This window comes from Herbaspirillum sp. Her3 (assembly GCF_057961275.1).
This window is the reverse complement of record NZ_CM176328.1, coordinates 3,084,853-3,109,240: the sequence shown is the minus strand read 5'-3', so window position 1 is coordinate 3,109,240 and position 24,388 is coordinate 3,084,853. Positions and strand designations below refer to the sequence as shown.

At 63.6% G+C, this 24,388-nt stretch carries 16 protein-coding genes; 8 read left to right on the top strand and 8 right to left on the bottom strand.

The window, feature by feature from the left end; genetic code table 11:
- Nucleotides 1–20: 20 nt before the first annotated feature.
- The 4 genes from ku (at nucleotide 21) to ACVC5H_RS14115 (ending at nucleotide 6,340) form a co-directional block, all read left to right on the top strand.
- Nucleotides 21–1,028 carry a non-homologous end joining protein Ku gene (ku, locus tag ACVC5H_RS14130; protein ID WP_489618482.1) on the top strand — a complete coding sequence of 336 codons (1,008 nt, stop codon included), beginning with the start codon at nucleotides 21–23 and terminating at the stop codon, nucleotides 1,026–1,028.
- Nucleotides 1,025–3,580 (top strand): DNA ligase D, encoded by a 2,556-nt coding sequence (ligD, locus tag ACVC5H_RS14125; protein WP_489618481.1) that lies wholly within the window; start codon nucleotides 1,025–1,027, stop codon nucleotides 3,578–3,580. The genes ku and ligD overlap by 4 nt, the downstream gene beginning before the upstream one ends.
- Nucleotides 3,581–3,765: 185 nt before the next feature.
- A complete protein-coding gene (locus tag ACVC5H_RS14120) occupies nucleotides 3,766–4,851 on the top strand; it encodes a nucleotide excision repair endonuclease (protein WP_489618480.1) in 1,086 nt (361 codons plus the stop codon).
- A gap of 109 nt (nucleotides 4,852–4,960) precedes the next feature.
- Nucleotides 4,961–6,340, top strand: coding sequence for a hypothetical protein (locus ACVC5H_RS14115; RefSeq protein ID WP_489618479.1), 1,380 nt, complete (start codon nucleotides 4,961–4,963; stop codon nucleotides 6,338–6,340).
- A 432-nt stretch (nucleotides 6,341–6,772) separates the two neighbouring features.
- Here ACVC5H_RS14115 and ACVC5H_RS14110 read toward each other — a convergent pair whose 3' ends face one another.
- From ACVC5H_RS14110 to ACVC5H_RS14090, 5 genes are all read right to left on the bottom strand, one after another.
- Entirely contained in the window at nucleotides 6,773–9,487 is a 2,715-nt protein-coding gene (locus ACVC5H_RS14110; RefSeq protein WP_489618478.1) for a type VI secretion system Vgr family protein, read from the bottom strand.
- Nucleotides 9,488–9,840: 353 nt separating this feature from the next.
- Nucleotides 9,841–10,497, bottom strand: coding sequence for a ligase-associated DNA damage response endonuclease PdeM (gene pdeM, locus ACVC5H_RS14105; protein ID WP_489618477.1), 657 nt, complete (start codon nucleotides 10,495–10,497; stop codon nucleotides 9,841–9,843).
- Nucleotides 10,494–12,992, bottom strand: a complete 2,499-nt coding sequence (locus ACVC5H_RS14100; protein WP_489622697.1) for a ligase-associated DNA damage response DEXH box helicase — start codon at nucleotides 12,990–12,992, stop codon at nucleotides 10,494–10,496. Before ACVC5H_RS14100 ends, pdeM begins: the two co-directional genes overlap by 4 nt.
- Nucleotides 12,993–13,023: 31 nt before the next feature.
- Nucleotides 13,024–14,724, bottom strand: a complete 1,701-nt coding sequence (locus ACVC5H_RS14095; protein ID WP_489618476.1) for an ATP-dependent DNA ligase — start codon at nucleotides 14,722–14,724, stop codon at nucleotides 13,024–13,026.
- Complete coding sequence (locus tag ACVC5H_RS14090) at nucleotides 14,717–15,778, bottom strand: ligase-associated DNA damage response exonuclease (RefSeq protein ID WP_489618475.1); 1,062 nt, start codon at nucleotides 15,776–15,778, stop codon at nucleotides 14,717–14,719. The genes ACVC5H_RS14095 and ACVC5H_RS14090 overlap by 8 nt, the downstream gene beginning before the upstream one ends.
- 349 nt (nucleotides 15,779–16,127) lie before the next feature.
- Between ACVC5H_RS14090 and ACVC5H_RS14085 the strand changes: the two genes are divergently transcribed.
- The 3 genes from ACVC5H_RS14085 to ACVC5H_RS14075 all read left to right on the top strand — a co-directional run bounded on the left by ACVC5H_RS14085 (nucleotide 16,128) and on the right by ACVC5H_RS14075 (nucleotide 18,658).
- Nucleotides 16,128–17,060: an HDOD domain-containing protein gene (locus ACVC5H_RS14085; protein ID WP_489618474.1), complete on the top strand. Its 933-nt coding sequence runs from the start codon at nucleotides 16,128–16,130 to the stop codon at nucleotides 17,058–17,060.
- A gap of 518 nt (nucleotides 17,061–17,578) precedes the next feature.
- The gene (locus ACVC5H_RS14080; protein ID WP_489618473.1) at nucleotides 17,579–18,328 is read left to right on the top strand and encodes a transporter; all 750 of its coding nucleotides are present in this window, start codon (nucleotides 17,579–17,581) and stop codon (nucleotides 18,326–18,328) included.
- A gap of 123 nt (nucleotides 18,329–18,451) precedes the next feature.
- Nucleotides 18,452–18,658 carry a hypothetical protein gene (locus ACVC5H_RS14075; protein WP_338719658.1) on the top strand — a complete coding sequence of 69 codons (207 nt, stop codon included), beginning with the start codon at nucleotides 18,452–18,454 and terminating at the stop codon, nucleotides 18,656–18,658.
- 84 nt (nucleotides 18,659–18,742) lie between these two features.
- Here ACVC5H_RS14075 and prpF read toward each other — a convergent pair whose 3' ends face one another.
- Genes prpF through ACVC5H_RS14060 form a run of 3 tightly spaced genes read right to left on the bottom strand, consistent with a single transcriptional unit; the run spans nucleotide 18,743 to nucleotide 23,324 of the window.
- Nucleotides 18,743–19,933, bottom strand: a complete 1,191-nt coding sequence (gene prpF, locus ACVC5H_RS14070) for a 2-methylaconitate cis-trans isomerase PrpF (protein WP_489618472.1) — start codon at nucleotides 19,931–19,933, stop codon at nucleotides 18,743–18,745.
- Nucleotides 19,930–22,551: a Fe/S-dependent 2-methylisocitrate dehydratase AcnD gene (gene acnD / locus ACVC5H_RS14065; RefSeq protein ID WP_489618471.1), complete on the bottom strand. Its 2,622-nt coding sequence runs from the start codon at nucleotides 22,549–22,551 to the stop codon at nucleotides 19,930–19,932. The genes prpF and acnD overlap by 4 nt, the downstream gene beginning before the upstream one ends.
- 53 nt (nucleotides 22,552–22,604) lie before the next feature.
- Nucleotides 22,605–23,324, bottom strand: a complete 720-nt coding sequence (locus ACVC5H_RS14060) for a GntR family transcriptional regulator (protein ID WP_489618470.1) — start codon at nucleotides 23,322–23,324, stop codon at nucleotides 22,605–22,607.
- A gap of 261 nt (nucleotides 23,325–23,585) precedes the next feature.
- On the opposite strand from ACVC5H_RS14060, the gene ACVC5H_RS14055 reads away from it, so the two are divergent.
- Nucleotides 23,586–24,323, top strand: a complete 738-nt coding sequence (locus tag ACVC5H_RS14055) for an IclR family transcriptional regulator (protein ID WP_489618469.1) — start codon at nucleotides 23,586–23,588, stop codon at nucleotides 24,321–24,323.
- Nucleotides 24,324–24,388: the final 65 nt, after the last annotated feature.

Genomic DNA, 24,388 nt, shown 5'->3' with positions numbered 1-24,388 from the left:
GCGAACTTGTGGAGGAAGCGATGCGACGCGCACTGTGGAAAGGGGCGATCAGCTTCGGGCTGATCAATATCCCGGTCGAACTCTATACGGCCGAAAAACACGATGAGCTGGACTTCACGCTGCTGGACAAGCGCGACCTGTCGCCGGTGGGCTACAAGCGCTACAACAAGGCCTCCGGGCGAGAAGTGCCGTGGGAAAACATCATCAAGGGCTACCAGTACGAGGACGGCAAGTTCGTCCTCATGTCCGATGAAGACCTGCGCCAGGCCAACGTGGAGGCGACCCAGAGCATCGACATCCAGAGTTTCGTGGAGCGCGATCAGGTGCCCATCCTCTACTATGAGCAACCTTATTTCCTGGCCCCGGCCAAGGGCGGTGACAAGGCCTACACCCTGCTGCGCGAGACCCTGCTGGCCAGCGACAAGATGGCCATCGCCCAGATCGTCATCCGCACGCGCCAGCATCTGGCTGCGCTGATCCCCCAGGGCGACATGCTGCAACTGATCACCTTGCGCTACCCCAGCGAATTGCGCACGCCGGATGATTTGACGGTGCCTTCGCGCAAGTCGAAGAAGTCTGCCGTGACCAGGCAGGAAGTGGAGATGGCGCGCGCGCTGGTGGACCATATGTCGTCCGAATGGGAGCCAGATCAATTCCACGATACCTACCGCGATGACGTGTTGGCCCTGATCCAGAAGAAGATCAAGAGTCGCCAGACCCACGAGGTGGCCGAGCCGGACGAGGCCGCCGCGCCAGCCAGCAGCGGCGCCAAGGTGGTGGACCTGATGGCGTTGCTCAAGAGCAGCCTGGAAGGGCGCGGCAAGTCCAAGCCCTCTCCGAAGGAAAAAGCCGAGGAGGGTGGTGCCAAGGTTCACAAGATCGCTGACCGCAAGCCGGCCGCCAAGCGCAGCAGTGGCAGCAAGGCAGCGGCCACGACTAAAACATCGTCCCGCAGCAAGGCTGCCACCGGCAAGAGCAGCGCGCGCAGCAGTCCCGCCCGCGCCAGCAGCAGGAGGGCACAGGCATGAGCCGTTCGTCTTCTGCGCTGGACCGTTATCACGCCAAGCGCGATTTCAGCATTACGCCCGAGCCTTCCGGACAGGGAGAACGGGCGACCCAGGCGGGGAGCCTGCAATTCTTCATCCAGCGCCACCATGCCCGGCGGCTGCATTACGATTTCCGGCTGGAACTGGACGGCGTGCTCAAGAGCTGGGCCGTTCCCAAAGGTCCCAGCCTGGACCCGCACGACAAGCGCCTGGCCGTGCGGGTGGAAGATCATCCTTTCGATTACGGCACCTTCGAAGGCGACATTCCTGCCCATCAATACGGCGCCGGGCATGTGGTGCTATGGGATCGCGGCCAGTGGCTGCCCCATGGCGATCCGCATGCCGGGCTCAAGAAGGGCCATCTCAGTTTCGCGCTGTCGGGCGACAAGCTGCAAGGCCGCTGGGCGCTGGTGCGCATGGGCAAGCCCGCCGAGGATGGCAAGGAAAACTGGCTGCTCATCAAGGAGGACGACGCCGCCGCCCAGACCGGCGAAGCTGCGGCCATCACCGAGCTGCGCCCGGAAAGCGTCAAGGACAAGGGCGATGCCACGCCTGCAAGCAAGACCCGGCGCGCTTCTCCCGACCATGCCGCCAGCGACATGCCCGAGACAGTCGAGGCCCAGCTGGCCACGCTGGTCGATAGCGCTCCCCAGGGCGATGAGTGGCTCTCCGAGCTGAAATTCGACGGCTATCGTGGCCTGTGCCGCATCGAACAGGGCCGAGCGGCGATCTATACCCGCGAAGGGCTGGACTGGAGCCATCGATGGCCCATCCTGGTGGAGGCGCTGGCCAGGCTGCCGGTCGAGCAGGCCTGGATCGATGGCGAAGTGGTGGCCCTGGACGCCGATGGTCGCATCAGTTTTGACGCCCTGCAAAACCTGGTGCGCGGCGACCGCCAGCAGGCCAACGGCATCCGCATCGCGCTGTATGCCTTTGACCTGCTTTACCTCAACGGCCATGACGTGCGCGAACTTCCGCTGCACCAGCGCAAGGAATTGCTGCGTGACATCATCCCGGGCAGCGATGAACAGGGCTTGCTGCTCTACAGCGAGCACATTGCCGGCCACGCCGATGAAGTGTTTCACCACGCCTGCCAGCACGGTATGGAAGGTATCGTGATCAAACGTGTCGACGCTCCCTACAGCGGGCGGCGTGACCGCAACTGGCTCAAGGTCAAGTGCGAGCACCGGCAGGAATTCGTCATCGCGGGTTATACCGAGCCGGCCGGGCAGCGCAGCGGCTTTGGCGCTATCCTGGTGGGGGTGCATGACGAGCAGGGGCAGTTGCGGTACGCCGGCCGTGTGGGGACGGGTTTTGATGATCGGCTGCTGGGCAGCATGCTCAAGCAGTTCCAACGTCTGGAGCAGGACCGGTCGGCCTTCGTCAACCCTCCCACCGGCCATCAGCGGCGCGGGGTGCACTGGTTGAAGCCGGAGCTGGTGGCCGAGGTGAAGTTTGCGCAGTGGACCCAGGCCGGCATCCTGCGCCATGGCAGCTTCGTGGCCCTGCGGGAAGACAAGGAGCCCGTGGACATCGTGCGTGAGACACCTGGTGCAGCCCCTGGCGAGACATCAGATGCGGCTGGGACAGCCCCGGCTGCACACTCATCCAGGCGCAGCGCCGAAGACCTGTCCAAGCCGGTGATGGTGGCGGGCGTCAAGCTGACCCATCCCGGCAAGATACTCTTTCCCGATACCGGCCTGACCAAGCTGGAACTGGCGCGCTACTACCAGAATGCGGCGCCCTGGATCCTGCCCGAACTCAAGCAGCGCCCGCTGTCGCTGGTGCGCTGTCCCGATGGGCATGCCGGCAAATGCTTCTTCCAGAAACACACGGGCCAGGGCATGCCGGAGGCCATCGATACCATCGAAGTGCCGGAAGGCGATGGCAAGGCCCAATACATGATGGTCAACGACGTGGCCGGGCTGGTGGCGACCGTGCAGATGGGCGTGCTGGAACTGCACGCCTGGGGTGCCACCGGCCGCGCACTGGACAAGCCCGACCGTGTGGTATTGGACCTCGACCCGGCCCCGGATGTGCCGTGGGCCACCGTGGTGGAGGGCGCGCAGCTGGTGCGGGGGTTGCTGCAGGAGATCGGCCTGACGTGTTTCTTGAAGACGTCCGGTGGCAAGGGCCTGCATGTCATGGTGCCGATCCGCCCGGAACACGGCTGGGATGTGGTGAAGGACTGGGCGCACCGGCTGGCGGCACATCTGGCGCGGCTGCTGCCGGATCGCTTCATTGCGCGCATGAGCAAGGCTGCCCGCGAGGGCAAGATCTTCATCGATTATCTGCGCAATGCGCCCGGCGCCACTACCGTGGTGGCTTATTCGGTGCGCGCACGGGATGGCGCGCCGGTTTCCGTGCCGATTACGTGGGAAGAGCTGGAGCAGGGCATGCGGGCTGACCATTTTCAGGTCGCAACCATGCCTGCGCGGCTGGAAAGCCTGACCCGCAGCGATCCTTGGGCCGGTTTCGGCAAGTCGGCGCAGCGCTTGACACGGGCCATGCTGGACGCTTTCCCCCCCGCCTGAACTGCTCTCAAGCTCTACAAGGCGGCAATGTCCTACACGATCTTCATCTTCCTGCCGACTGTGGTGGCAAGAGGCCAACTTCATAATCCACTTCAACTTGATGGCCCGGCATGTCCGGGCCGTTTGCAACCTGACAGAGCACGCCTCGCCGTGACATGAACAACAACAAGGATTTGGCCAGCGCCATGAACACCCTCAGCCACCGCACTTCGCTGACCCAGCTGTTGACCCGCCCCCTGCAAGCCGTGATGCCTGCCCTGATGCCCCAGGCACCCGCTGCGCTGCACGCCGCCCAGCCGCGCAAACTGCCGGCCGCGCTGGTAGACCGGTTGCTGGAGCAGGAAGGCCGGCGCGGTATGCGCCACGCAGATTTGCCCCGTGCCACCTTCAATGCTCCCCAGCCGGCGGCGCATCGGGCGGCCACCTTCAGCTATCCGCTGCATATCGACCGTGCCAGCATTGAAGCCTTGCCGTCGACCTGGGGCGTGTACATTTTGCGCGGTATGAACGATCAGGTCTTGTATGTTGGCCGCAGCGTGAATCTGCGCAGCCGCGTGCTGGCCCACTTGCACAATCATGAAGAACAATTCCTGATTGGCCAGACGCGCCGCATCGAATGCCGCCGCACTGCCGGTGAGCTGGGTGCAGCCTTGCTGGAGAACTGCCTCCTGCGCGATCTGCGGCCTTCGCACAACAAGAAGCAGCGCATCAAGCGTGGCCTGTTCACCTTGCGTCTGAATACCGCTGGCCAGCCGCAAGTGGTCCGGGTTGAGGAGCGCGAATTGAGCCGCGCCGAGAATCTTTTCGGCCTCTACACCAGCGAACACGCCGCCCAGGACGCCTTGCAAAAGATGGTGGAGGGCCACGGCCTGTGCTCCATCGCCACCGGCCTGGAACGGACTGATGGATTCGGCATGGCGTGTTTCGGCCGCCAGATCCGCCGCTGCCGTGGTGCCTGCACCGGTGAAGAGTCGCATGAACAGCACCAGCAGCGCCTGATGCAGGCCCTGGAAGACCTGCGCATCCTGCCTTGGCCTTATGCCGGACCGATGGGGCTGGTGGAGCAGGGCGATGGCTGGCAGCAGGTACACGTGATCGACCGTTGGCGCTACCTGGGTTCGCTGGACCGGGACCACCGCCAGCTTCCCAGCCGCCCGGCGGCCAGCCTCAAGGGCTTTGACCTGGAAAGCTACAAGCTGGTGATCCAGCCCTATCTGCTGGGCCAGCTGGAACTGCGTCCTTTGCCGGGCCTGCCGCTGCCGCAGCACTGAGCATGTCGCCGCACGGGCCGGTTTCGCCGGCCCGTGGCCTTTCTGGCGCGGCTCATCGCCGCTGTCTCCTTCTCCCTCGATTTTTTCTGCGTTTCTCCTTCCCGATCCGATGCAACGACGATTTCCTCTCCCTATCGCCGCCATCCTGCTGGCCGCTCCCGTGACCTTGAACATCGCCCATGCGGCCGAAGCGGGAGGCTACTGCACCCGTGAGCAGACCCTCGACAAGGACCAACTGGCCGCCACGCTCATCCGGACTTATCCCGTGAGTACGGCCTATCTGTCGGTGGGCAAGGAGCCGGCCCCGCTGAATTCGCCCCGGGCGCTGGTGGCCTGGCTGCTGCAAAAGCGTGCGATGGAAAAATCAGGTGGACAGCCCTGCCAGGGGGATAGCTGCAACGTTGACCACATGGCTACGGATGTGCAATCGCTGCTGGAGGGTAAGGACGGGCGCTTCCAGCCCAGCGGCCGCAGCGATGATGTGGTGGCCTTCTTCCGCGACGACAGTCGCGTGGCCTTGCGCTGCAAGGTCCCTGATGCGACCCCGGCGTTGGCCCACGCGGATGCCGCCTTGCGCATGGGTGTGGCGGCGGCTGCTGCGCCCACGCCAGCGGCTGGCCCTGCGACGCCACCCGTTGCCGCTGCGGCTGGGGCGGCGCAGACGCAGCAGGGCGGGTGGATGGATCATGTGCGTATTCGCGGCAATCCTGACCAGCTGTCCATCGATCATCGTGACAAGGCTGCGTTTGCCTCGGTCGACCGCGCGCGCGTAGCGCTGGCCAATGACGATGTGGCGCAATCGCGCACCAATGACGTGGTGGTCTATGCGGGCTATTCGCTGGACAAGCGTCCCATGGGGGAGCCGGGCAGCACTTACGAGGCGGTGCCTTACGTGGGCTTCAAGCAGAACCGTGTCATCAACTATGACAGCGGTAGTGCCGAGGTCACCACGACGCGCACCAGCCAGGTGGGGATGTTGTCGGCCTTCCACTTTGCCCATGCCGATACGGCCAACACTGAAGACCTGACTGCGCGTCCCGACTATCTGGTCAACAACAGCGATGGATCGCGGCTGCTGACGGTCAACTTTACGCTCACGCCGGTGCGGCCGGGCGTGCTCAACGATTTCCTGCGCTGGAACAATGGCCTGGCCTTCAAGCCTATCCTGATCGGCCAGAGCCGCAATGGTATCTACATCAACCGGGGCGATGCAGATGTCTATGACGAGCATCGTGACTTCATCCGTCTGGGTGCACAGGCCGGTTTCACGCTGTCTTCCACCAATCCAGCATTGCCGTTCGATTTCACGACGACCTTTACGGGATTGAAGGCATTGCAGGGGAGCCGCAGCATTCATTACTGGAAGTCGGTGCTGACCTACAACTTCAACCAGAATGTGGGCTTGAGCCTGGATTATTCGAACGGCTTGCTGCCGGATAGCGGAGATCCTGAGCGCAAGTGGGGGTTGGGGGTGTCGAGCAAGTTTTGATTATTGGACGGATTGCTGATGGGGGATGGGTGTCGTGCTGTCGCGCGGTTTAATCGCCATGGTCAAAAATAGCCTTTTGATGAAGAGTAATCCATCACTCCTATTTCGACTGCTTTCCTAGAAATGATGGGCAAGTCTCAACTTCAGGCTTCGAGTAATAAGTCATAGTGACCACTTCTCCCGTAGCTTGGTCTATTACGTAGTCATCCACCATGACCACTTTTCGATCCGCGCTGAAGGTCGCCCCATACGGGTTCATGTCCTTTGTCGCGTGCTGGAGCCTCCAAATGCAAGCCTCCGTGCCACGATAATTTATGGCTGACGGGGAAATTTCCATGCTCCGGGCTACGCATGGCGGTCTCCAGATAAGCATTGTCGTCATGAGCGAGACGAGGAGGAAGAAAAGGCGGGCTGATGAGCATAAACACTCCCTTAGCGTGAGAACGAGAATTTCCGCGAACCTTTTGCACTCACGGTGCTGTTCGGTAAAGGGGGCAGGCTTGCCGCTGCACTCGCCCCACCCGGAAACGCATGCGTTCCCCCCTTCACCGAAAACGTCCCCGGACAAGCAAACGTAATATTCCCGCCCTCCAGCGTCACCGAAGCCTGTCCCGCCTGCAGCACGATCTTCTGGCGCGCCTTGATCTCGATGCCCTCATTGACGCTGATTACGCTCACCTCCTTGTCGGCGAGGATCTCCAGCGCATCGGTATGTGCCTGCAGCGAGACCGGTCCGTTGCCCGCATAAGCCTGGATACCGCCCTCATGCGCAAACAAGGTAGCCGCCTTGCCAGCGGCCAGGCTGGCGGTGTCGGCAGCAGTCCAGTGGGTATCGCCCTGGCTGGTCCAGTGCAGGTTCTCACCGGCATAGAGCACCGTGGAAGCAGCGCTGGCCCAGTTGATGTTGGCCGGAGATTCCATCAGCACCGCCGCCTTGGCGAACTTCTCGACCGGCTGTGCACTGTCGCTCTCGCGGGAGCCCTCTTTGCTCTTGAAGGTGTCCTGGCCATTGACGCTGCCCGGATGCTTGCCTTGATCCGCAGGGTCGATGATGGAGATGAAATCCCTCTTGGACTGCAAGGCATCTGCACTATGCAGCACCTGTTGCTGCGTGGCGGCATCCCCCATGGTTTGGGCCAGTTGCTGCGCCCCCTTCAGTTGGGCGACGGCTTCCCGGGCATCCATCTGCGTGCTGGTTACGCTGGCCCCGGCAGCCGGGCGCGCCGTCGAGGAAATCAGCAAGCCCTCTGCACCGCGCACCACGCCCCAGGCGTCACTACGCAATTCAAAACCCTGACCGCGATAGCTGCCGCGCTGTGCGCCTGTGTCGGCCTGTTCGATCAGGTGGCCGAGATTGAGCTGGGATCTGGCCTGGCTGGAGGCCAGCCGCATGCGCAGTTGCGACTGCGTGTCGTCCACCACCCATTGATTGAAGCCGCTGCCATCATGCGCCGTGCTGTGCCAGCCCGAGATCGTGCCGGCATGGTTGGCCCCCGAGTCGGCACCAGCCGGGAAGGGCGGCACGTCGCTGCCGTTGTAGAGCTGCGCGACTACGACAGGCCGGTCGATATCGCCCTCAATGAAATCGATCAGCACTTCGCGGCCAATGCGCGGAGTGAACTGGCTGCCCCAGTTGGGGCCGGACTGGGCTTCGGCCACGCGTACCCAGGTGCCGGAGGCGTCGTTGCCGGGCGCGTTGCCGTCTTTGTCAGCGAGGTTGCCGGTCTCGCGCAGGCCGCCAGGGTTCGGCGCCTGGCCGCGTTGCCAGTGGAACTGCACCTTGACGCGATGATTGCGGTCCGTGGTGACGGCAGCGTCCGGCAGGCCGGTGACCAATGCCGTCTGGGTGCCGCGTGCAGTCGGCTTGAGACGCTCCGTGATCGCGGCAGGAACGATGGGAACCACATCGCGCACGGCCACGAAGCTGTTGCGGTAGGTGCCGGCTTTGAGATCGTCGTCTGAGCTGGCGCGCGGGGATGGTGAGCCGGTCAAGCCGTGGCCGAGCGATGCGGGCAATACCTCATCAAGGATCTGGGCAATGTTGCTGTCGAAGTTGTTGCGAGCACTATGGCTGACCGACAGCAGCTTGAAGCGGTTCTCTCCTTCCGGATAACGCTCATGCTGGGTGAGGGCGAACTGAGCGCCGGCAATGAGCTGGCGCACAGCGCCCGCACCTTCGAAGCGCTTGTTCTGCAGTTCCATGGCCTGCAGCATCAGCAGGGCATGATCCGATGCCGCCTGCTGGTCGGCAAAGTCCTGCTGGCCGCTGCCGTCGTAGACCGGCAGGTCAGGGAGCTCCCCGGCATCCAGGCTGGAGCGCTCTTCGGCCGAAGGTGAAGAAATCTTCTCAGGATGCCAGCTGGCCAGGGCCACCGCGTTGGAACGCACGCTGCGCACGGCGCTGAAGTCGGTGATGGCATCACTGGACTCAGTGGCCGCGACACGGTGAAAGCGAATGCGCGCATCACCACCCGGCAGGTCCGGCGCCTTGGCATCACGGTCGAAGATGACCAGTTTGTGCCGTGCCTGTTGCTGGCCGCAGGCCTGGTCCTCGTCACCATCCTGCCGATGTTCGAAACGGAAATTGAGGCCTTCGCTGGCCAGAATGCGGCGCAGGAAGGCGAAATCGCTCTCGCGGTATTGGGTGCAGATATCGCGCCTGGCGAGCGTCTGCGTCACGTCCAGCGAGAAATTGGCTTGCGGGTATTCCTTCAGGACTGCGCTGGCGATGTCTATGACGCTCATGTCCTGGAACAGGAAGCTGTCACGGCGCCGGTCGAGGAAGGCGAGGAAGGATTCCAGCCGCAGCCGGTAGCGCACCAGCCCGCCATCGGCGCCCAGCCAGGAAGCCTGGGTGCAGTAGCCGTGCCAGGCGCGCCGGCTGCCATCAGCCTGCAGCAGGCGCAGGGTCAGCTCGGTGCCGATGAATTGCTTGAGGTCGAGATCGGTGGAGACGGACAGGGCATCGATATCGAACTGGAAGTTGTCATTGACGCTTTCCTGGCCGTGGAAGCGCTCTACCACCAGTGATTCAGGGAGATCGGCGGCCTGGGCGCTGCTCAGGGTGATCAGGCGCGCATGTTGCGACAGGCCGGGGCCGAGCAGCGCAGAAAAAAATTCTGTGGGGAGATCCGAAGTGAGAGGCAAGTGCGGCGCAACCGAAGCGGTGCGCAGCCTGTGGTGCGTTGGTGCATCTTGGGTCACGGGATAGCCTCATCTTGATGGTCCGCCATTCGCGCTCTGCGGCGAATGCACGTGTGTTGGTCTTCAACACCACGCTGGCATCAAGTTGTCCCCGTGCTACCCCTGTCATCGACTGCTGCATGGCGACGGCTTCAGATAAAGAGGCCGTCCGTTTTTTGTGCCGTGCATTTTGCCAACCCAGGCTTTCCACCTCCATCGAATTAATTCGTTAATTCACTACTAAAATAGGGCTGCGCAGACGAAAGCTTCATGCCGCGTTGCCACAGCATGAAGTTTCGGTTTTATTGAGCCAGGATTCAGCCAGGCAGCGGCAGCACGCAGTCTTCGGCCGCCAGGTAGATGCGCTGGCCCGGCTGGGCCTCGACGCGGTAGCCGCCCGTAAAGGCGCCGAAAGCCGGCAGCATGGCCCAGCGGCCATCGAGCACGAAGCAGGGCAGGCGCAGGGCATCGCCTGCGGCGCAGAGGCGATAGACGGGATGTACATGGCCGACGATGGCGAAGGCGCCCGCCACCGTCTGCGGATGATGGCAAAAGGCCAGCGGGCCTACGCGCCAGGGCTCATCGACAATCTCGATATCAAGTTCGGCAGGAGGATCGCCGGCATGGTGGTCATGATTGCCGCGTACCAGGGTGAGGGCGAGCCTCGCATTCCGATCACGCCATTGCGACAGGGCCGATAGCGTGCCCGCCGCCCGGCCTGTGCGTGCGTGCAGGAAATCGCCGAGGAAAACGATGTGGCGTACCGCATGCTGCTGAACCAGCGCATCGATGGCCTCCAGATTGGCGCGCGTCGTTCCGTGCGGGACCGGGATGCCACCAGCGCGAAAGGCGGCCGCTTTGCCGAAATGCACGTCGGCCAAGATCAGCATGGCCCGCTCGCGCCACAGCAGGGCGCGTTCCGGCAGCATGGTCAGGGATACGCCATCGGCGTCGAAGCAGGGGTGTTTCATCATGCAGTTTTCTTGGGGCGGGGCTTGCGCTGATCGCGGGCGGCGGTCTTGTCGGCGGCGCCTTCCAGTTCGCGCAGCATGCGGGCCACGCGGTCCGCCAGTTTCTCGGTGGAGAGTTTCTCACGGAAGCGTTCCACCATCAGTGGCAAGGCGAACGGGGTAGGGCGTTGCAGTTGCACCAGCGTCAGGCTGCGCGCGCGCAGCTCGGCCAGGGTGAGGCGCAGGCGTTCCAGTTCCAGCTCCTGTTCCAGCACTTCGCGCTGAGCTTGCGTCAGCAGCAGGTTGCCGGCGTCGTGCTTACGAAAGACCTCAAAGAACAGCGCGGACGAAGCCTGCAACTGGCGCGCGCTCTTGTGCTGGCCCGGATAGCCCTGGCTGACCAGCCCGGCAATGCGGGCAATCTCGCGGAAGCGCCGCTGCGAAAGTTCGGTGGCGTTCAGGCTGGAGAGCACGTCGTCCAGCAAATGGTCTTCGCTGAAGAGTGCTTGTGCCTGTTCCGGGGCCAGCCGCGCCATCTCCACTTCATCGGCGGCCAGCAATTCAACCCCGTAGTCGTTGACGGCAATGGAGAACGTCGCCGCCCGCGTGCTGGCCAGGCGCCAGGCCAATAGTGAGGCCAGCCCCATGTGCACCAAGCGGCCGGCAAAGGGATAGAAGAACAGGTGATGGCCCTCGCGGCTCTTGAGCGCTTCCACCACCAGCCGATCTCCGGTAGGCAGTGCCGACCAGGCGTGCTGCAGCGCCAGCAGCGGCTGCACGGCCTGCATTTCAGGTCCGTCGAAGCGCTGCTGCTCGGCTTGTTGCAGACGGTCCAATACGGCGTGCGCCAGGGTGGAGGACAAGGGCATGCGGCCGCCTTGCCAGCGCGGTACGGCGCCGCTGCCGGCGGTACTGCGGCGTACCCAGGCCGTCATCTCGTGCACCCGGACGAACTCCAGCACCCGGCCGCCGAAGAGGAAACGGTCACCCGGGCGCAGGCGCGCAATGAAGCCTTCTTCAATGGTACCAATCCGCCCGCCCTTCATGTATTGCACGTGCAGGCTGGCGTCGGCCACGATGGTGCCGATGTTCATGCGATGTCGGCGCGCGATGGCCGGGACTTCCACGCGGTAGATGCCATCCTCGCCCGCGCGGACACGGTGGTATTCGGGATAGGCGGTCAGGCTCTGGCCCCCGCGCACCACGAAATCCAGCGCCCATTGCCACTGATCCTGGCGCAAGTCCCGATAGGACCAGGCCTGCCGTACCTCCTCCAACAAGCTGTCGGCCCGAAAGCCGCCGCCCAGGGCGATGGTCACCAGATGCTGGACCAGCACGTCCAGCGGCGTTTCCGGCACCGGACGCTGTTCGACGCGGCCGGCTGCTACCGCATCCTGGGCGGCGATGGCTTCCACCAGTTCCAGGCTGTTGGTCGGCACCAGCGTGGCGCGCGAGCTGCGCCCCGGTGAGTGGCCGGATCGCCCGGCGCGCTGCAGCAGCCGGGCTATGCCGCGCGGGCTGCCGATCTGCAGCACCCGCTCCACGGGCGTGAAATCCACGCCGAGATCCAGGCTTGAAGTGCAGACCACCGCCTTGAGACGCCCATCGCGCAGGCCTTGCTCCACCCAGTCGCGGACCTCGCGGTCCAGCGAGCCGTGATGCAGGGCGATGATGCCGGCCCAGTCGGGCCGTGCATCCAGCAGATTCTGGTACCAAAGTTCAGCCTGGGAGCGCGTATTGGTGAAGACCAGGGTACTGCCGCTGGTCTCGATTTCCTGCACCACGGCCGGCAGCATCTGCATGCCCAGGTGCCCGGCCCAGGCAAAGCGGGCGGGCTGGGGTGGCAACAGGGTATCGATGACGATGCGCTTGCGTTGCTCGCCCCGCACCAGCACGCCTTGCGCGGCAGCAGCCGGGCCCAGCAGGGCTTGCAGGGATTGGTCCAGATTGCCCAGCGTGGCGGAGAGCCCCCACACCACCATCCCTGGACGCCAGCGCTGCAGCCGCGCCAAGGCCAACTGCACCTGCACGCCGCGCTTGTTGCCCATCAGTTCGTGCCATTCATCGACGATCACCGCGTCGAGACGGCCAAATCGCTGTTGGGCATCGGCTTGCGAGAGCAGCAGAGACAAGCTTTCCGGGGTCGTCACCAGGGCCTGGGGCAAGGATTTCATCTGGCGCGCGCGTTCTCCCGAGGCGGTGTCGCCAGTACGCATGCCGGCTTGCCAGTGCGGCAGCAAATCAACCAGCGGCGCTTGCAGGGCGCGCAGGGTGTCGGCGGCCAGGGCACGCATCGGGGTGATCCACAGAACCCGCAGGCCGCCTGCGCTGGCGGGCAGTTCGGGCTGGCCCAGCCTGGGCTCGGCGTGCAGCAGGGCGCCGAACCAGACGGCATAGGTCTTGCCGGAACCGGTGCCCGAATGCAGCAGGCCGCTCTTGCCCTGGCCGGCAGCCTGCCAGACTGCGCGCTGGAAGTCGAAGACTTCCCAGCCGCGCCGGGTGAACCATTGTTCGGCCATCCTCAGCGCGGCTTTTTCGCCTGGGCTGGGTTTATTCGTCTTGCGTGGCACGGTGCAGTTCCTTCTGATCTTCGTGCTGCAGGCTGGCCGATGGTCCCAGCAGTGCGCGTAGGCTGGGCAGGGTATCGGCCTGTTCGACAGTCTTGTCCAGGCGCTGGCGCAAGATGCGGGGAAAACGCACGGCAACGCCTGCCTTGTGGCGCGAAGACAGGGCGATACCCTCAAAGCCTATCTCGAACACCATGCTGGGCTTGACACTACGTACCGGGCCGAATTTCTCGATGGTGGTCTTGCGGATGGCCTGGTCGACCACGGCAATTTCTGCATCGGTGAGACCGGAATAGGCCTTGGCAAAGGGCACCAGCTTGCGTTCGCCCTGTTCGTCAGGGGCATCCCAGACCGCGAAGGTGTAGTCGGTGTAGAGCGAGGCGCGCCGCCCGTGGCCTGCCTGGGCGTAGATCAGCACGGCATCGATGGAATAGGGATCGACCTTCCACTTCCACCAGGTGCCGACGTTGCGGGTGCGGCCAATGCCGTAGTGGGCGTCCCGTTGCTTCAACATCATGCCTTCCACGCCGCGCTCGCGCGAGGTGGCGCGCAACTGGGCCAGCGCATCCCAGTCGGGGGCGGTAATTTGCGGGGCCAGCATCAGGGCGGCGGCAGCATGGTCTTGCAGCATGGCTTCCAGCCGCATGCGGCGCTCGTGCTGGGGCAGGCCGCGCAGATCCTGGCCGTCCTGTTCCAACAGGTCGTAGGCGATCAGGCCGGTCGGCAGTTCGGCCAGCAGGCGCGCGCTCAGACTCTTGCGGCCGATGCGCTTTTGCAGCTCGGCGAAGGGCGCCACGCGATCGGCTTGCCGACCGGAATCGGGCAGGCGGATCACGATCTCGCCATCGATGACGGTGCCATCGGGCAGGGCCAGCGCGGCCAGTTCAGGAAAGCGATCGGTGATCAATTCTTCGCCGCGCGACCACAGCCAGTTGCTGCCATGGCGCCGCACCAGCTGGGCGCGGATGCCGTCGTATTTCCATTCCACTTGCCAGTCCGTGAGCGGGCCCAGGGTGGCCGGTGACTCCAGCAGGGGATGCGCCAGGAAGAAGGGGTAGGGTTGGCCGCCCTGCAATTGCGCATCCTGGCCTTCGGCCGGGGCGATCAGTTGCGCATAGCGCAGGGCATCGGGTCGGGCGCGACCGTCGGTCCAGCCGACCATGCGCTGGGCTACCAGTTTGGGATCGAGCTGGGCAACGCTTGCCAGCGCACGCGTGACCAAGAGACGAGACACCCCCACGCGAAAGCCGCCGCCGATCAGTTTGGAGAGCAGGAATCGCCCTTGCCAGTCCAGCTCATCCCAGGCCGCGAAGAGTGCCGCGCGGATCAGCGCCGGATCGGCTCCCCGCAACGGGGCGATGCGTTCTTCCATCCAGCGTGCCAGGCCCAGGTCGTTGCCGGCCTTGGGCGGGGGCAGCACATGGGCGATGGTTTCGGCCAGGTCGCCCACGCTGTGGTAGCACTCCTCGAACAGCCATTCGTCGATCTGGGCATAGTCCATTGCGCATTGTTTGAGCAAGCCGGTAGGGACGGCCTGGCGAGGCTTGCCGCCGGCCAGGAAATAGACCGCCCAGGCAGCGTCGGCGGCCTCGGCATGGCCGAAGTAGTCTTGCAGCGCGGCCAGCTTGCGGGTGGTGGAGGTGGTGGCGTCCAGTTCGGTGTAGAGCCGGGAGAATTCACGCATGGCGGTTGTCCTGCTCCGTGACGGCCGGGGCTGCGGTCGGGCCGTCGTCAGTTTCTTCATCTCCATACTCGGTAGCGAAGGCCCCGGCATCCAGCCCGTTCTGCCGTAGCCAGCGCACCATGGTGGCGACCTGGCCGTGGGTCACGATGATGCGCTCGGCGCCGGTGGCGCTGATCGCTTCCTGCAGGGCCGGCCAGTCCGCGTGATCGGACAGCACGAAACCACGGTCCACCCCGCGCCGCCGGCGCGTGCCGCGCAAGCGCATCCAGCCGCTGGCGAAGGCATCGCTGTAGTCGCCAAAGCGGCGTATCCAGGGCGAGCCTGCGGCGGAGGGCGGCGCAATGATCAGGCTGCCGGCATAGGCAGCGGCCTTGCCGCGCTTGCCGGCCTCGGCTTCGCCCACGGTGAGGGTGTCCGGCAAGGCGACACCGGCCTCACGGTAGAGACGATTGAGCGGCTCCACCGCGCCATGGCAGACGATGGGACCGATGCTGGCATCGATACCGTGCAAAATGCGCTGGGCCTTGCCGAAGCAATAGCAGAGCAGCACGCTGGCGCGGCCCTCGGCGGCGTTGCCGCGCCACCACTGGTTGATCTCCTCGAAGATGTCCCGCTGCGGCTGCCAGCGGTAGATCGGCATCCCAAAGGTGGATTCGGTAATGAAGGCATGGCAGCGTACGGGTTCGAAGGGGGCACAGGTGCCATCGGGTTCCAGCTTGTAATCGCCGGAGGCCACCCAGATGCGGCCGGCATGCTCCATGCGCAATTGCGCCGAGCCCAATACGTGGCCGGCCGGATGCAGGGACAATTGCACGCCGTTGTGGCTGATCCGTTCACCATAGCGCAGCGCTTGCAGGTTGATCTCGGCACCCAGGCGGGCCCGCAGGATGCCCGCACCCGGCGCCGCGGCCAGGTAGTGCGCATGACCCATGCGCGCGTGGTCGGCGTGGGCATGAGTGATCACCGCGCGAGCCACCGGGCGCCAGGGATCGATGTAGAAATCACCGGGGACGCAATACAGGCCTTCCTTGCGTACCACCACCATGTCTTCCATGCGGGTTTCGTCCTTGCTCTGCTTCGAAAAATCGTTCGGCTCTCTTGTGCCGTCTCTGACGGGTTTTGTCCATGGCCGCAGGGCCTGTGCAGCGGCTTTGCAGCGGGTTATATGAAGCTTTTGGCAAAGTTGCACTGGAGCCATGCCATCAGCTTAACGGCAAGCCCGGCGGCCGGCTGTCGGCGCGGGTCTTGCGTTTCTGTCAGCAAGCAGGAAATCACGAGCCGATAAAACTTGTGTTGCCTTTGCATTGCCGCATCGCACAACGACCATTATTTGGGTATGCTTGTCGCCAACTCAAATTGGCACCGCGCCAAGTATCAAACTACAAAGAATCCCACGAATCCTCATGCCTCATTACGTCGACCCCCAGGTTTTCCGTGAATTGCAGGACTCCGAAGTCTTGCCTGCCCCCTCCGGTGTGCGTCTGAAGATCATGCAGATGTGCCAGCAGGAAGACATAGCGCTGCCTGAGCTGGTGGCGCAGGTCCAGGGCGATCCTGTGCTGGCTGGCCGTCTGATCCAGATCGCCAACATTCCCAACATCAACAAGGGCCGCATGGTGGCCTCGGTCAATGTCGAGCTGTTGCTGATGGTGGGCTTGCACGCAGTGCGCCAGATGGCGCTGGCGATCTCGCTGACGGAATCCGCCCGGCGCGGGGATTGCAAGGAATTCGACTATGACCAGTTCTGGAGCCGGTCGACGGCCATGGCCTGTGCCGGCCAGGCCTTGGGCGACCTCTTGCAGATAGCGCCACCGGCCGAGATGTTCACCATCGGGCTACTGGCCGATATCGGCCGTCTGGGCCTGGCGTCGGCGCGCCCGAAGCGTTACGGCGAACTATTGGGCAGTGGCATGCAGGGGGGCGCTTTGCGCCAGGAAGAAAAGGCGCTCTTCGGATTCAGTCACCTGGAGCTGGCCGCAGCGATGATGCAGGACTGGCTCTTCCCCAAGCTCTTCTGTGAAACCGTCTTGCACCACAGCGAGGCCGACAGTACCGGCATGGATGAAGAAGACCGCCAGCAGCGGCTGATCCGCCTGCTGGAACTGGCCGCCTGTGTGGCCGACGTCTGCGTAGCCAGCGACACCGAGCGGACGGCCTTGCTGCCGCGCCTGCTGGCCTTGGGTGAACGTTTCGAGTTGCCGGTTTCCAGTCTCGAATATCTGTGCGGCCGCGTCTCCTGGGACTGGAGCGACTGGGGTGCCTTGCTGAAGGTGCCGACCCGTGTATTGCGCGAAATCGGCCCGGAACTGGCCGCTGCCGCCGAACAGCCGACATGAGCTGACTGCAAGAATCGTCAGATTTAGTCAGGAAAAATCGAAGTTTTTTGTTGTAGTTTTGTCAGACCCCGATGTTACTATCCACCTCGCTCTGGAAGTGAAGCGCCTCTGTTGACCGTCAGGACCGCCGCAGCAAACGCCTGCGGCACTGAGCGTCCCGTCATCATCAGATCCAGCCCGAACTTCGCTTCCAGCTGCGCGCGAGGCGCGATGAACCCAGCCAGATTGATGTTCCTTCCGTAAAAGCCACGGCATTTACCGCAGCCACCAACGAGGACATATTCATCAAATAAGCCTTGCCAGCACCTCTCCTGTCCGGAATGCATGGCCAGTCTCTTTGCTAATGTGTCCCGGCAAGGCAGCGGTGCGATTTCCCTTCGGTTCGCTCCGACCACATCGTTTTATCCGTCGCCTGCGACGTGTCCTGTCACGTCCGTGGCAGGCAGGGGTGTGTCATGGCGGCGGCTCGGAGAATGCCGTACCGATCATAGAAAAAACACAAGAAAGTGGGGTCTTTCATGAAAAACAAAACCATCAAGCTGTCCTGTTTGGGAGTACTGCTGCTGGCAGCCAGTCATCCGGCCTTCGCGGCGCACCCGCTGGTGACGGACGACGCGGGCGTGCAGGGAGACGGCGGCATCCAGCTCGAAATGAATACCGACTGGAGCAAGCAGAACGGCAACGCCGGTCATGTAGGTGCATTTACCTTCACCTATGGGATCACCGACAAGCTGGACCTGTTCTTCAACCTGCCGCAGACCTTCCAGTCGGCGACCGGCACGGGCGTGGGAGACGTCTCGGTCGGCGCCAAGTGGCGCTACTACGAAGCGGACAGCCTGGCCCTGGCGCTCAAGCCGGAGTTCTTCATGCCCAGCGGCGATGAAGACAAGGGCCTGGGCACGGGCGAGAACAGCATGGCCCTGACCGGGATTGCTTCCTACGAAACCGGCCCCTGGACCCTGCACGGCAACCTCGGCTTGCGTTATAACCGCTTCAAGCTGGAGAGTGACCAGCAGGCCCAGCGCAAGACCCTGTGGCGCGCCTCGGCGGCCGTCTGGTATGGCTTGAATGAGCAATGGCGTCTGGTGGGCGATACCGGCGTGGCGCAGAATGCCGATGCCTCCAGCAAGAAGCTGCCGTCCTACGCCCTGGTGGGCGTGATCTGGTCGCCCAGCAAGACGGTGGATCTGGACGCCGGCGCCAAATTCGGTCTGAACAAGGCCGAGGTGACGCGTCAGTTCGGGGTAGGGGTTACCTTGCACTTCTGACAGGGCAGCTCAGCAGCGCACAAAGCTTCATCTCTGTGCGCTGCAACATGCAATGCGCTGGAAAGCCGCGCCAAATCTGCTATCGTTGACCTTGGCGCAAGGCCACGACTAAGGAGACGACATATGGATCTGGTGGAAAAATTCGATGCCAAGGGCAAGACCGGCGCACCTTACCACGTAGAGGTGTACCAGACGCAGCAGGATGAGGCCGATGAGGCTGCACAAGCCTTCACCCGCAGCTACAAGCTGGCCGATGGCCGCGCGCTGGATCCCCTGACCAACGAAAAATTCAGGATCGTCCAGACGGGCGAGAAAATCTACCGCGTCTGAGTCCCGACCCGCAGCAGGCCGATCAAGCCGGCACCGCAAGGTAGCCGGCTTTTTTGCGTCCTGTAGCGCCGCTGAAGCGATGGCTCAGAACGCATCCCCCGGCACTCGTACCCAGCCTTCCATCAGCACGCGCGCACTGCGGCTCATGATGGCCTTGGTAACGACCCATTGTCCGCCTTCCAGCTTTGCTTCCGCACCCACACGCAGGGTGCCGGACGGATGGCCGAAGCGCACGCTGTTGCGCTCGCCGCCGCCCGCCGCCAGGTTCACCAGCGTGCCCGGAATGGCTGCGGCCGTGCCGATGGCCACCGCTGCGGTGCCCATCATGGCGTGGTGCAGTTTGCCCATGGACATGGCTCGGACCAGCACGTCGGTGTCCTGCACCGTGACAGTTTTGCCGCTGGAAGAGACATATTCCCTGGGCGGGGCCACGAAGGCCACCTTGGGCGTGTGCTGGCGCGTGGCCGCTTCTTCCACCTTGCTGATGAGACCCATGCGAATGGCGCCATGGGCACGGATGGTCTCGAAGCGCGTCAGCGCGGCCGGATCGCTGTTGATGGCGTCCTGCAGTTCGGTTCCGCTGTAGCCGATCTCGGCTGCATTCAAGAAGATGGTCGGGATGCCGGCATTGATCATGGTGGCCTGGAAGCTGCCCACGCCGGGCACTTCCAGCGTATCGACCACGTTGCCGGTGGGGAACATGGCGCCGCCTGCGCCTTCCTCCTCGGCCGCCGGATCCATGAATTCCAGCTGCACTTCGGCGGCCGGGAAGGTCACGCCATCCAGTTCGAAGTCGCCGGTTTCCTGTACCTGTCCACCGCGCATCGGCACGTGGGCCACGATGGTCTTGCCGATGTTGGCTTGCCAGATGGTGATGACGGCCACGCCATCCTGCGGCAGCTTGGACGGATCGACCAAACCGGCGGTGATGGCGAAAGGACCGACGGCGGCCGAGAGATTGCCGCAATTGCCGCTCCAGTCGACGAAATCCTTGTCGATGGAGACCTGGCCGAACAGGTAATCGACGTCATGGCCCGGGCGTTCGCTGCGCGAGATGATGACGGTCTTGCTGGTGCTGGAAGTGGCGCCACCCATGCCATCGATCTGCTTGCCATAGGGATCGGGACTGCCGATCACCCGTTGCAGCAGCTTGTCGCGGGCACGGCCCGGTACGCGGGCGGCGTCGGGCAGGTCGTCCAGCTTGAAGAAGACACCCTTGCTGGTGCCGCCGCGCAGGTAGGTGGCGGGGATGCGGATCTGGGGGACCTGGCTCATGCTTGTTCCTTGGCGTTCTGGCCGGCGTTGGCGGAGGCTTCCAGGAAATCCTGGGCGAAGCGCTGCAGCACGCCACCGGCTTCGTAGATCGAGACTTCTTCGGCGGTATCGAGGCGGCAGGTTACCGGCACTTCCACGCGCTCGCCGTTCTTGCGATGGATGACCAGCATCAGGTCGGCACGTGGACGGCGTTCGCCGATGACGTCATAGGTCTCGGTGCCGTCGATGGCATAGGTGTTGCGGTTCTCGCCGGGCTTGAATTCCAGCGGCAGCACGCCCATGCCGATCAGGTTGGTGCGATGGATGCGCTCGAAGCCCTCGGCCACAATGGCTTCCACGCCGGCCAGGCGCACGCCCTTGGCGGCCCAGTCACGGGACGAACCCTGGCCGTAGTCGGCGCCGGCGATGATGATCAGGGGCTGCTTGCGCTCCATGTAGGTTTCGATGGTTTCCCACATGCGCATGACCTTGCCGTCCGGTTCCAGTCGCGCCAGTGAACCTTGCTGCATGCTGCCGTCGGCTTTCTTCACCATCTCGTTGAAGAGCTTGGGATTGGCAAAGGTGGCGCGCTGCGCGGTCAGGTGGTCGCCGCGGTGAGTGGCGTAAGAATTGAAGTCTTCTTCCGGCAAGCCCATCTTGGCCAGGTATTCGCCGGCGGCGCTGTCGAGCAGGATGGCGTTGGAGGGCGAAAGGTGGTCGGTAGTGATGTTGTCGCCCAGCACCGCCAGCGCACGCATGCCCGAGAGTGTGCGCTCGCCGGCCAGCGCGCCTTCCCAGTAGGGAGGGCGGCGGATGTAGGTGCTCTGGGGGCGCCAGTCGTACAGCGGGCTCACAGTCTGGCTGCGATCCACGCGGGCGGCGAACATCGGCGTATAGACGTTGCGGAACTGCTGCGGCTTGACGGCTGCGGCTACCACGGCATCGATTTCCTCGTCGCTGGGCCAGATGTCCTTCAGGCGGATTTCCTTGCCCTCGGCGGTGACGCCCAGCACGTCCTGCTCGATGTCGAAGCGGATGGTGCCGGCAATGGCATAGGCCACCACCAGCGGCGGCGAGGCCAGGAACGCCTGCTTGGCGTAGGGGTGGATACGGCCATCGAAGTTGCGGTTGCCGGACAGCACGGCGGTGCTGTAGAGATCGCGGTCAATGATTTCCTGCTGGATCTTGGGATCGAGCGCACCCGACATGCCATTGCAGGTCGTGCAGGCAAACGCCACGATGCCAAAGCCCAGTTTCTCCAGGTCGGCGGTCAAGCCGGCTTCTTCCAGATACAGTTCAACCGCCTTGGAGCCAGGCGCCAGCGAACTCTTCACCCAGGGCTTGCGGGCCAGGCCGAGACGATTGGCATTGCGCGCCAGCAAACCGGCGGCGATCACGTTGCGCGGGTTGCTGGTGTTGGTGCAACTGGTGATGGCGGCAATGATGACGGCACCATCCGGCATCTTGCCCGGTTCGTTCTCGACCTTGCCGGCAATGCCTTGCGCGGCCAGTTCGGAGACCGGCAGGCGCTTGTGCGGGTTGCTCGGACCGGCCAGGGTGCGTACCACGGTGGAGAGGTCAAAGCGCAGCACACGTTCGTACTCGGCCTTGGCCAGGGTGTCGGACCAGAGGCCCGCTTGCTTCGCATAGGTTTCCACGAGTTTGACCTGCTCATCTTCGCGGCCGGTCAGCTTCAGGTAATCGATGGTCTGCTGGTCGATGGAGAACATGGCGGCGGTCGCGCCATATTCCGGGGCCATATTGGAAATGGTGGCGCGGTCACCCAGGGTCAGGCTGGCAGCACCGTCGCCGTAGAACTCCAGATAAGCGCCCACCACCTTCTGCTTGCGCAGGAATTCGGTCAGCGAGAGCACGATGTCGGTCGCAGTGATGCCCGGCTGGCGGCGGCCGCTCAGCTCCACCCCGATGATGTCCGGCAGGCGCATCCAGGAGGCGCGGCCCAGCATGACGTTTTCGGCTTCCAGTCCGCCCACGCCGATGGCAATCACGCCCAGCGCATCCACGTGCGGGGTGTGGCTGTCGGTGCCGACCAGGGTATCGGGGAAGGCGATGCCATCCTTGGCATGGATCACCGGCGACATCTTCTCCAGATTGATCTGGTGCATGATGCCGTTGCCGGGCGGGATCACGTCCACGTTCTCGAAGGCCAGCTTGGTCCAGTCGATGAAGTGGAAGCGATCTTCATTGCGGCGATCTTCAATCGCACGATTCTTTTCAAACGCCTGCGGATCATCGCCGCCACATTCCACCGCCAGCGAGTGGTCCACGATCAGTTGCACCGGCACCACCGGATTGACCTTGGCCGGGTCGCCGCCCATGTCGGCAATCGCATCGCGCAAGCCTGCCAGGTCCACCAATGCGGTCTGCCCCAGGATGTCGTGGCAGACCACGCGCGCCGGGAACCACGGGAAATCCAGCTCGCGCTTGCGTTCGATCAGCTGGCGCAGCGAATCGGTGAGGGTGGCCGGATCGCAGCGGCGCACGAGGTTTTCTGCCAGCACACGGGAAGTGTAGGGTAGGGTGTCCCAGGCGCCGGGACGGATCGCTTCCACGGCGGCGCGGGCATCGAAGTAATCCAGGCGGGTGCCGGGCAGTTGCTTGCGGTATTGGGTATTCATGGCGGTTGGCTCGTGTCTCGTTGATGGAATGGTTGTTGTGTGGGCGGTGCGGTTCAGGCCTGGTCGCGCTGGCCGGTGCTGCCGGGCCCGGCCTGGGCGATCTGGTGCTCGATGTTGCGGCGGGAGGCGCCGATGTGGCGCCGCATGAGCAGGTCGGCCAGCTCGCCATCGCCGTCGGCCAGCGCATCGAGGATGCGATGGTGTTCGGCAAAGGCCTGGCGCGGCCGGTTGGGGGCTGCGGAATACTGGATGCGGTACATGCGGGCCAGCTGGTACAGCTCGCCGCAGAGGATGCGGGTCAGGATCTGGTTGCCGCTGGCCTGGATGATCTTGTAGTGGAAGTCGTAGTCGCCTTCCTGCTGATAGTAGCCGCGCCCGGCCTGGAAGGCTTCGTCCTTCTCGTGGGTGTCCAGCACCCGGCGCAATTCGTCCAGCTCGGCCCGGCTCATGCGCTGCGCGGCCAGGCGGCAGGCCATGCCTTCCAGAGATTCGCGGATCTGGAACAGTTCCACCAGGCCCTCCAGGGTCAGCGAGACCACCCGCGCGCCCACGTGCGGTACGCGCACCAGCAGGTTCTGGCCTTCCAGGCGATGGATGGCTTCCCGCAGGGGACCCCGGCTGATGCCATAGGTGCGGGCCAGTTCCGGCTCGGAAATCTTGCTGCCGGGAGCGATCTCGCCTTGCACGATGGCGCTTTGAATCTTGCGAAAAACGTGTTCGGAGAGGGTTTCTCCGTCGCGTTCTGCGCCCGGCAGTGCAATGAGCTCACTCATGGGTTTTTACCGTGTCGACAATCTTCGGGATTTTATGCATTTAATCATAGCACTATGCCCAAAAAATGGAAGAAGTGTCGACACTGGAATATTTTCGGCACTGGGTAGTTAAAAAATAGCATGAGGCAATTTTCGTTACAGGTGAGAAAATTCAGCCGCCCGTTGGGAATATATGAACAAGTGGTTCAAATTTTTTCTATTTATTTCCTCATATGCGGGAATCGTTCGCCTAAAGTGAGAAATTAACCTTATATTGCCGCCATGGACTCACCACAAACCTCTACCATCGTTGACCGCGTTCTCCACGTACTCTCCGGCGTGGCCCGTGCCGGCAAGCCCGTCAGTGCCAAGCAGATTGCTGCCATGGTGCAACAACCGGTCAGTACCGTTTATCGCCACCTGGCTTCCCTCAAGAAGTGGGGATTGCTGCAGGAGCATATGAATTCGGGCACCTTCGAGCCGGGTCCGACCGGTGTGCAGCTGGCCTGGGGATTCGACCAGAACTCCAACCTGATCAGCCAGAGCCGCGAGGAAATCATTTCGCTGGTTCAGCGCAGTGGCGAAAGCGTGGGCCTGCTGGTGCCGATCAATGGCCAGATGGTGTGCATCGCCATGGAAGAAAGCGATCAGCCGCTGCGCTGTTCCTTCACCAAGGGGCGGGCACATCCCTTGCTTAAGGGAGCATCGGCCAAAAGCCTGCTAGCCTTCATGCCGCGCAAGCTGCAGCAGAAGCTGCTGGCGGACCAGTTGGGCGACAAGCCCGAGGAAGCCGCCGCGCTGGAGGCGCAGCTCGATGAAATCCGCCGTCGCGGTTATTCCATCAGCGAGAGTGAAGTGGACCTGGGCGTGTGGGGCGTCTCGGTTCCCATCATGACCTCCAATGGCCGCCTGGAAGGCACCATCACCCTGATGGCACCGGCCCTGCGTGTGGGCAACCGCGAGCAGGAGCTGGTCCGCATGACGGTGGAGTCGGCCCAGCGCATCTGTAATCGTTTCTAAGCCAGTCAGCTTGCGCCGTCCGGAGAAGACGGTGCTGGCTGGTCGCGGGGAGCCTGAACGGCTCC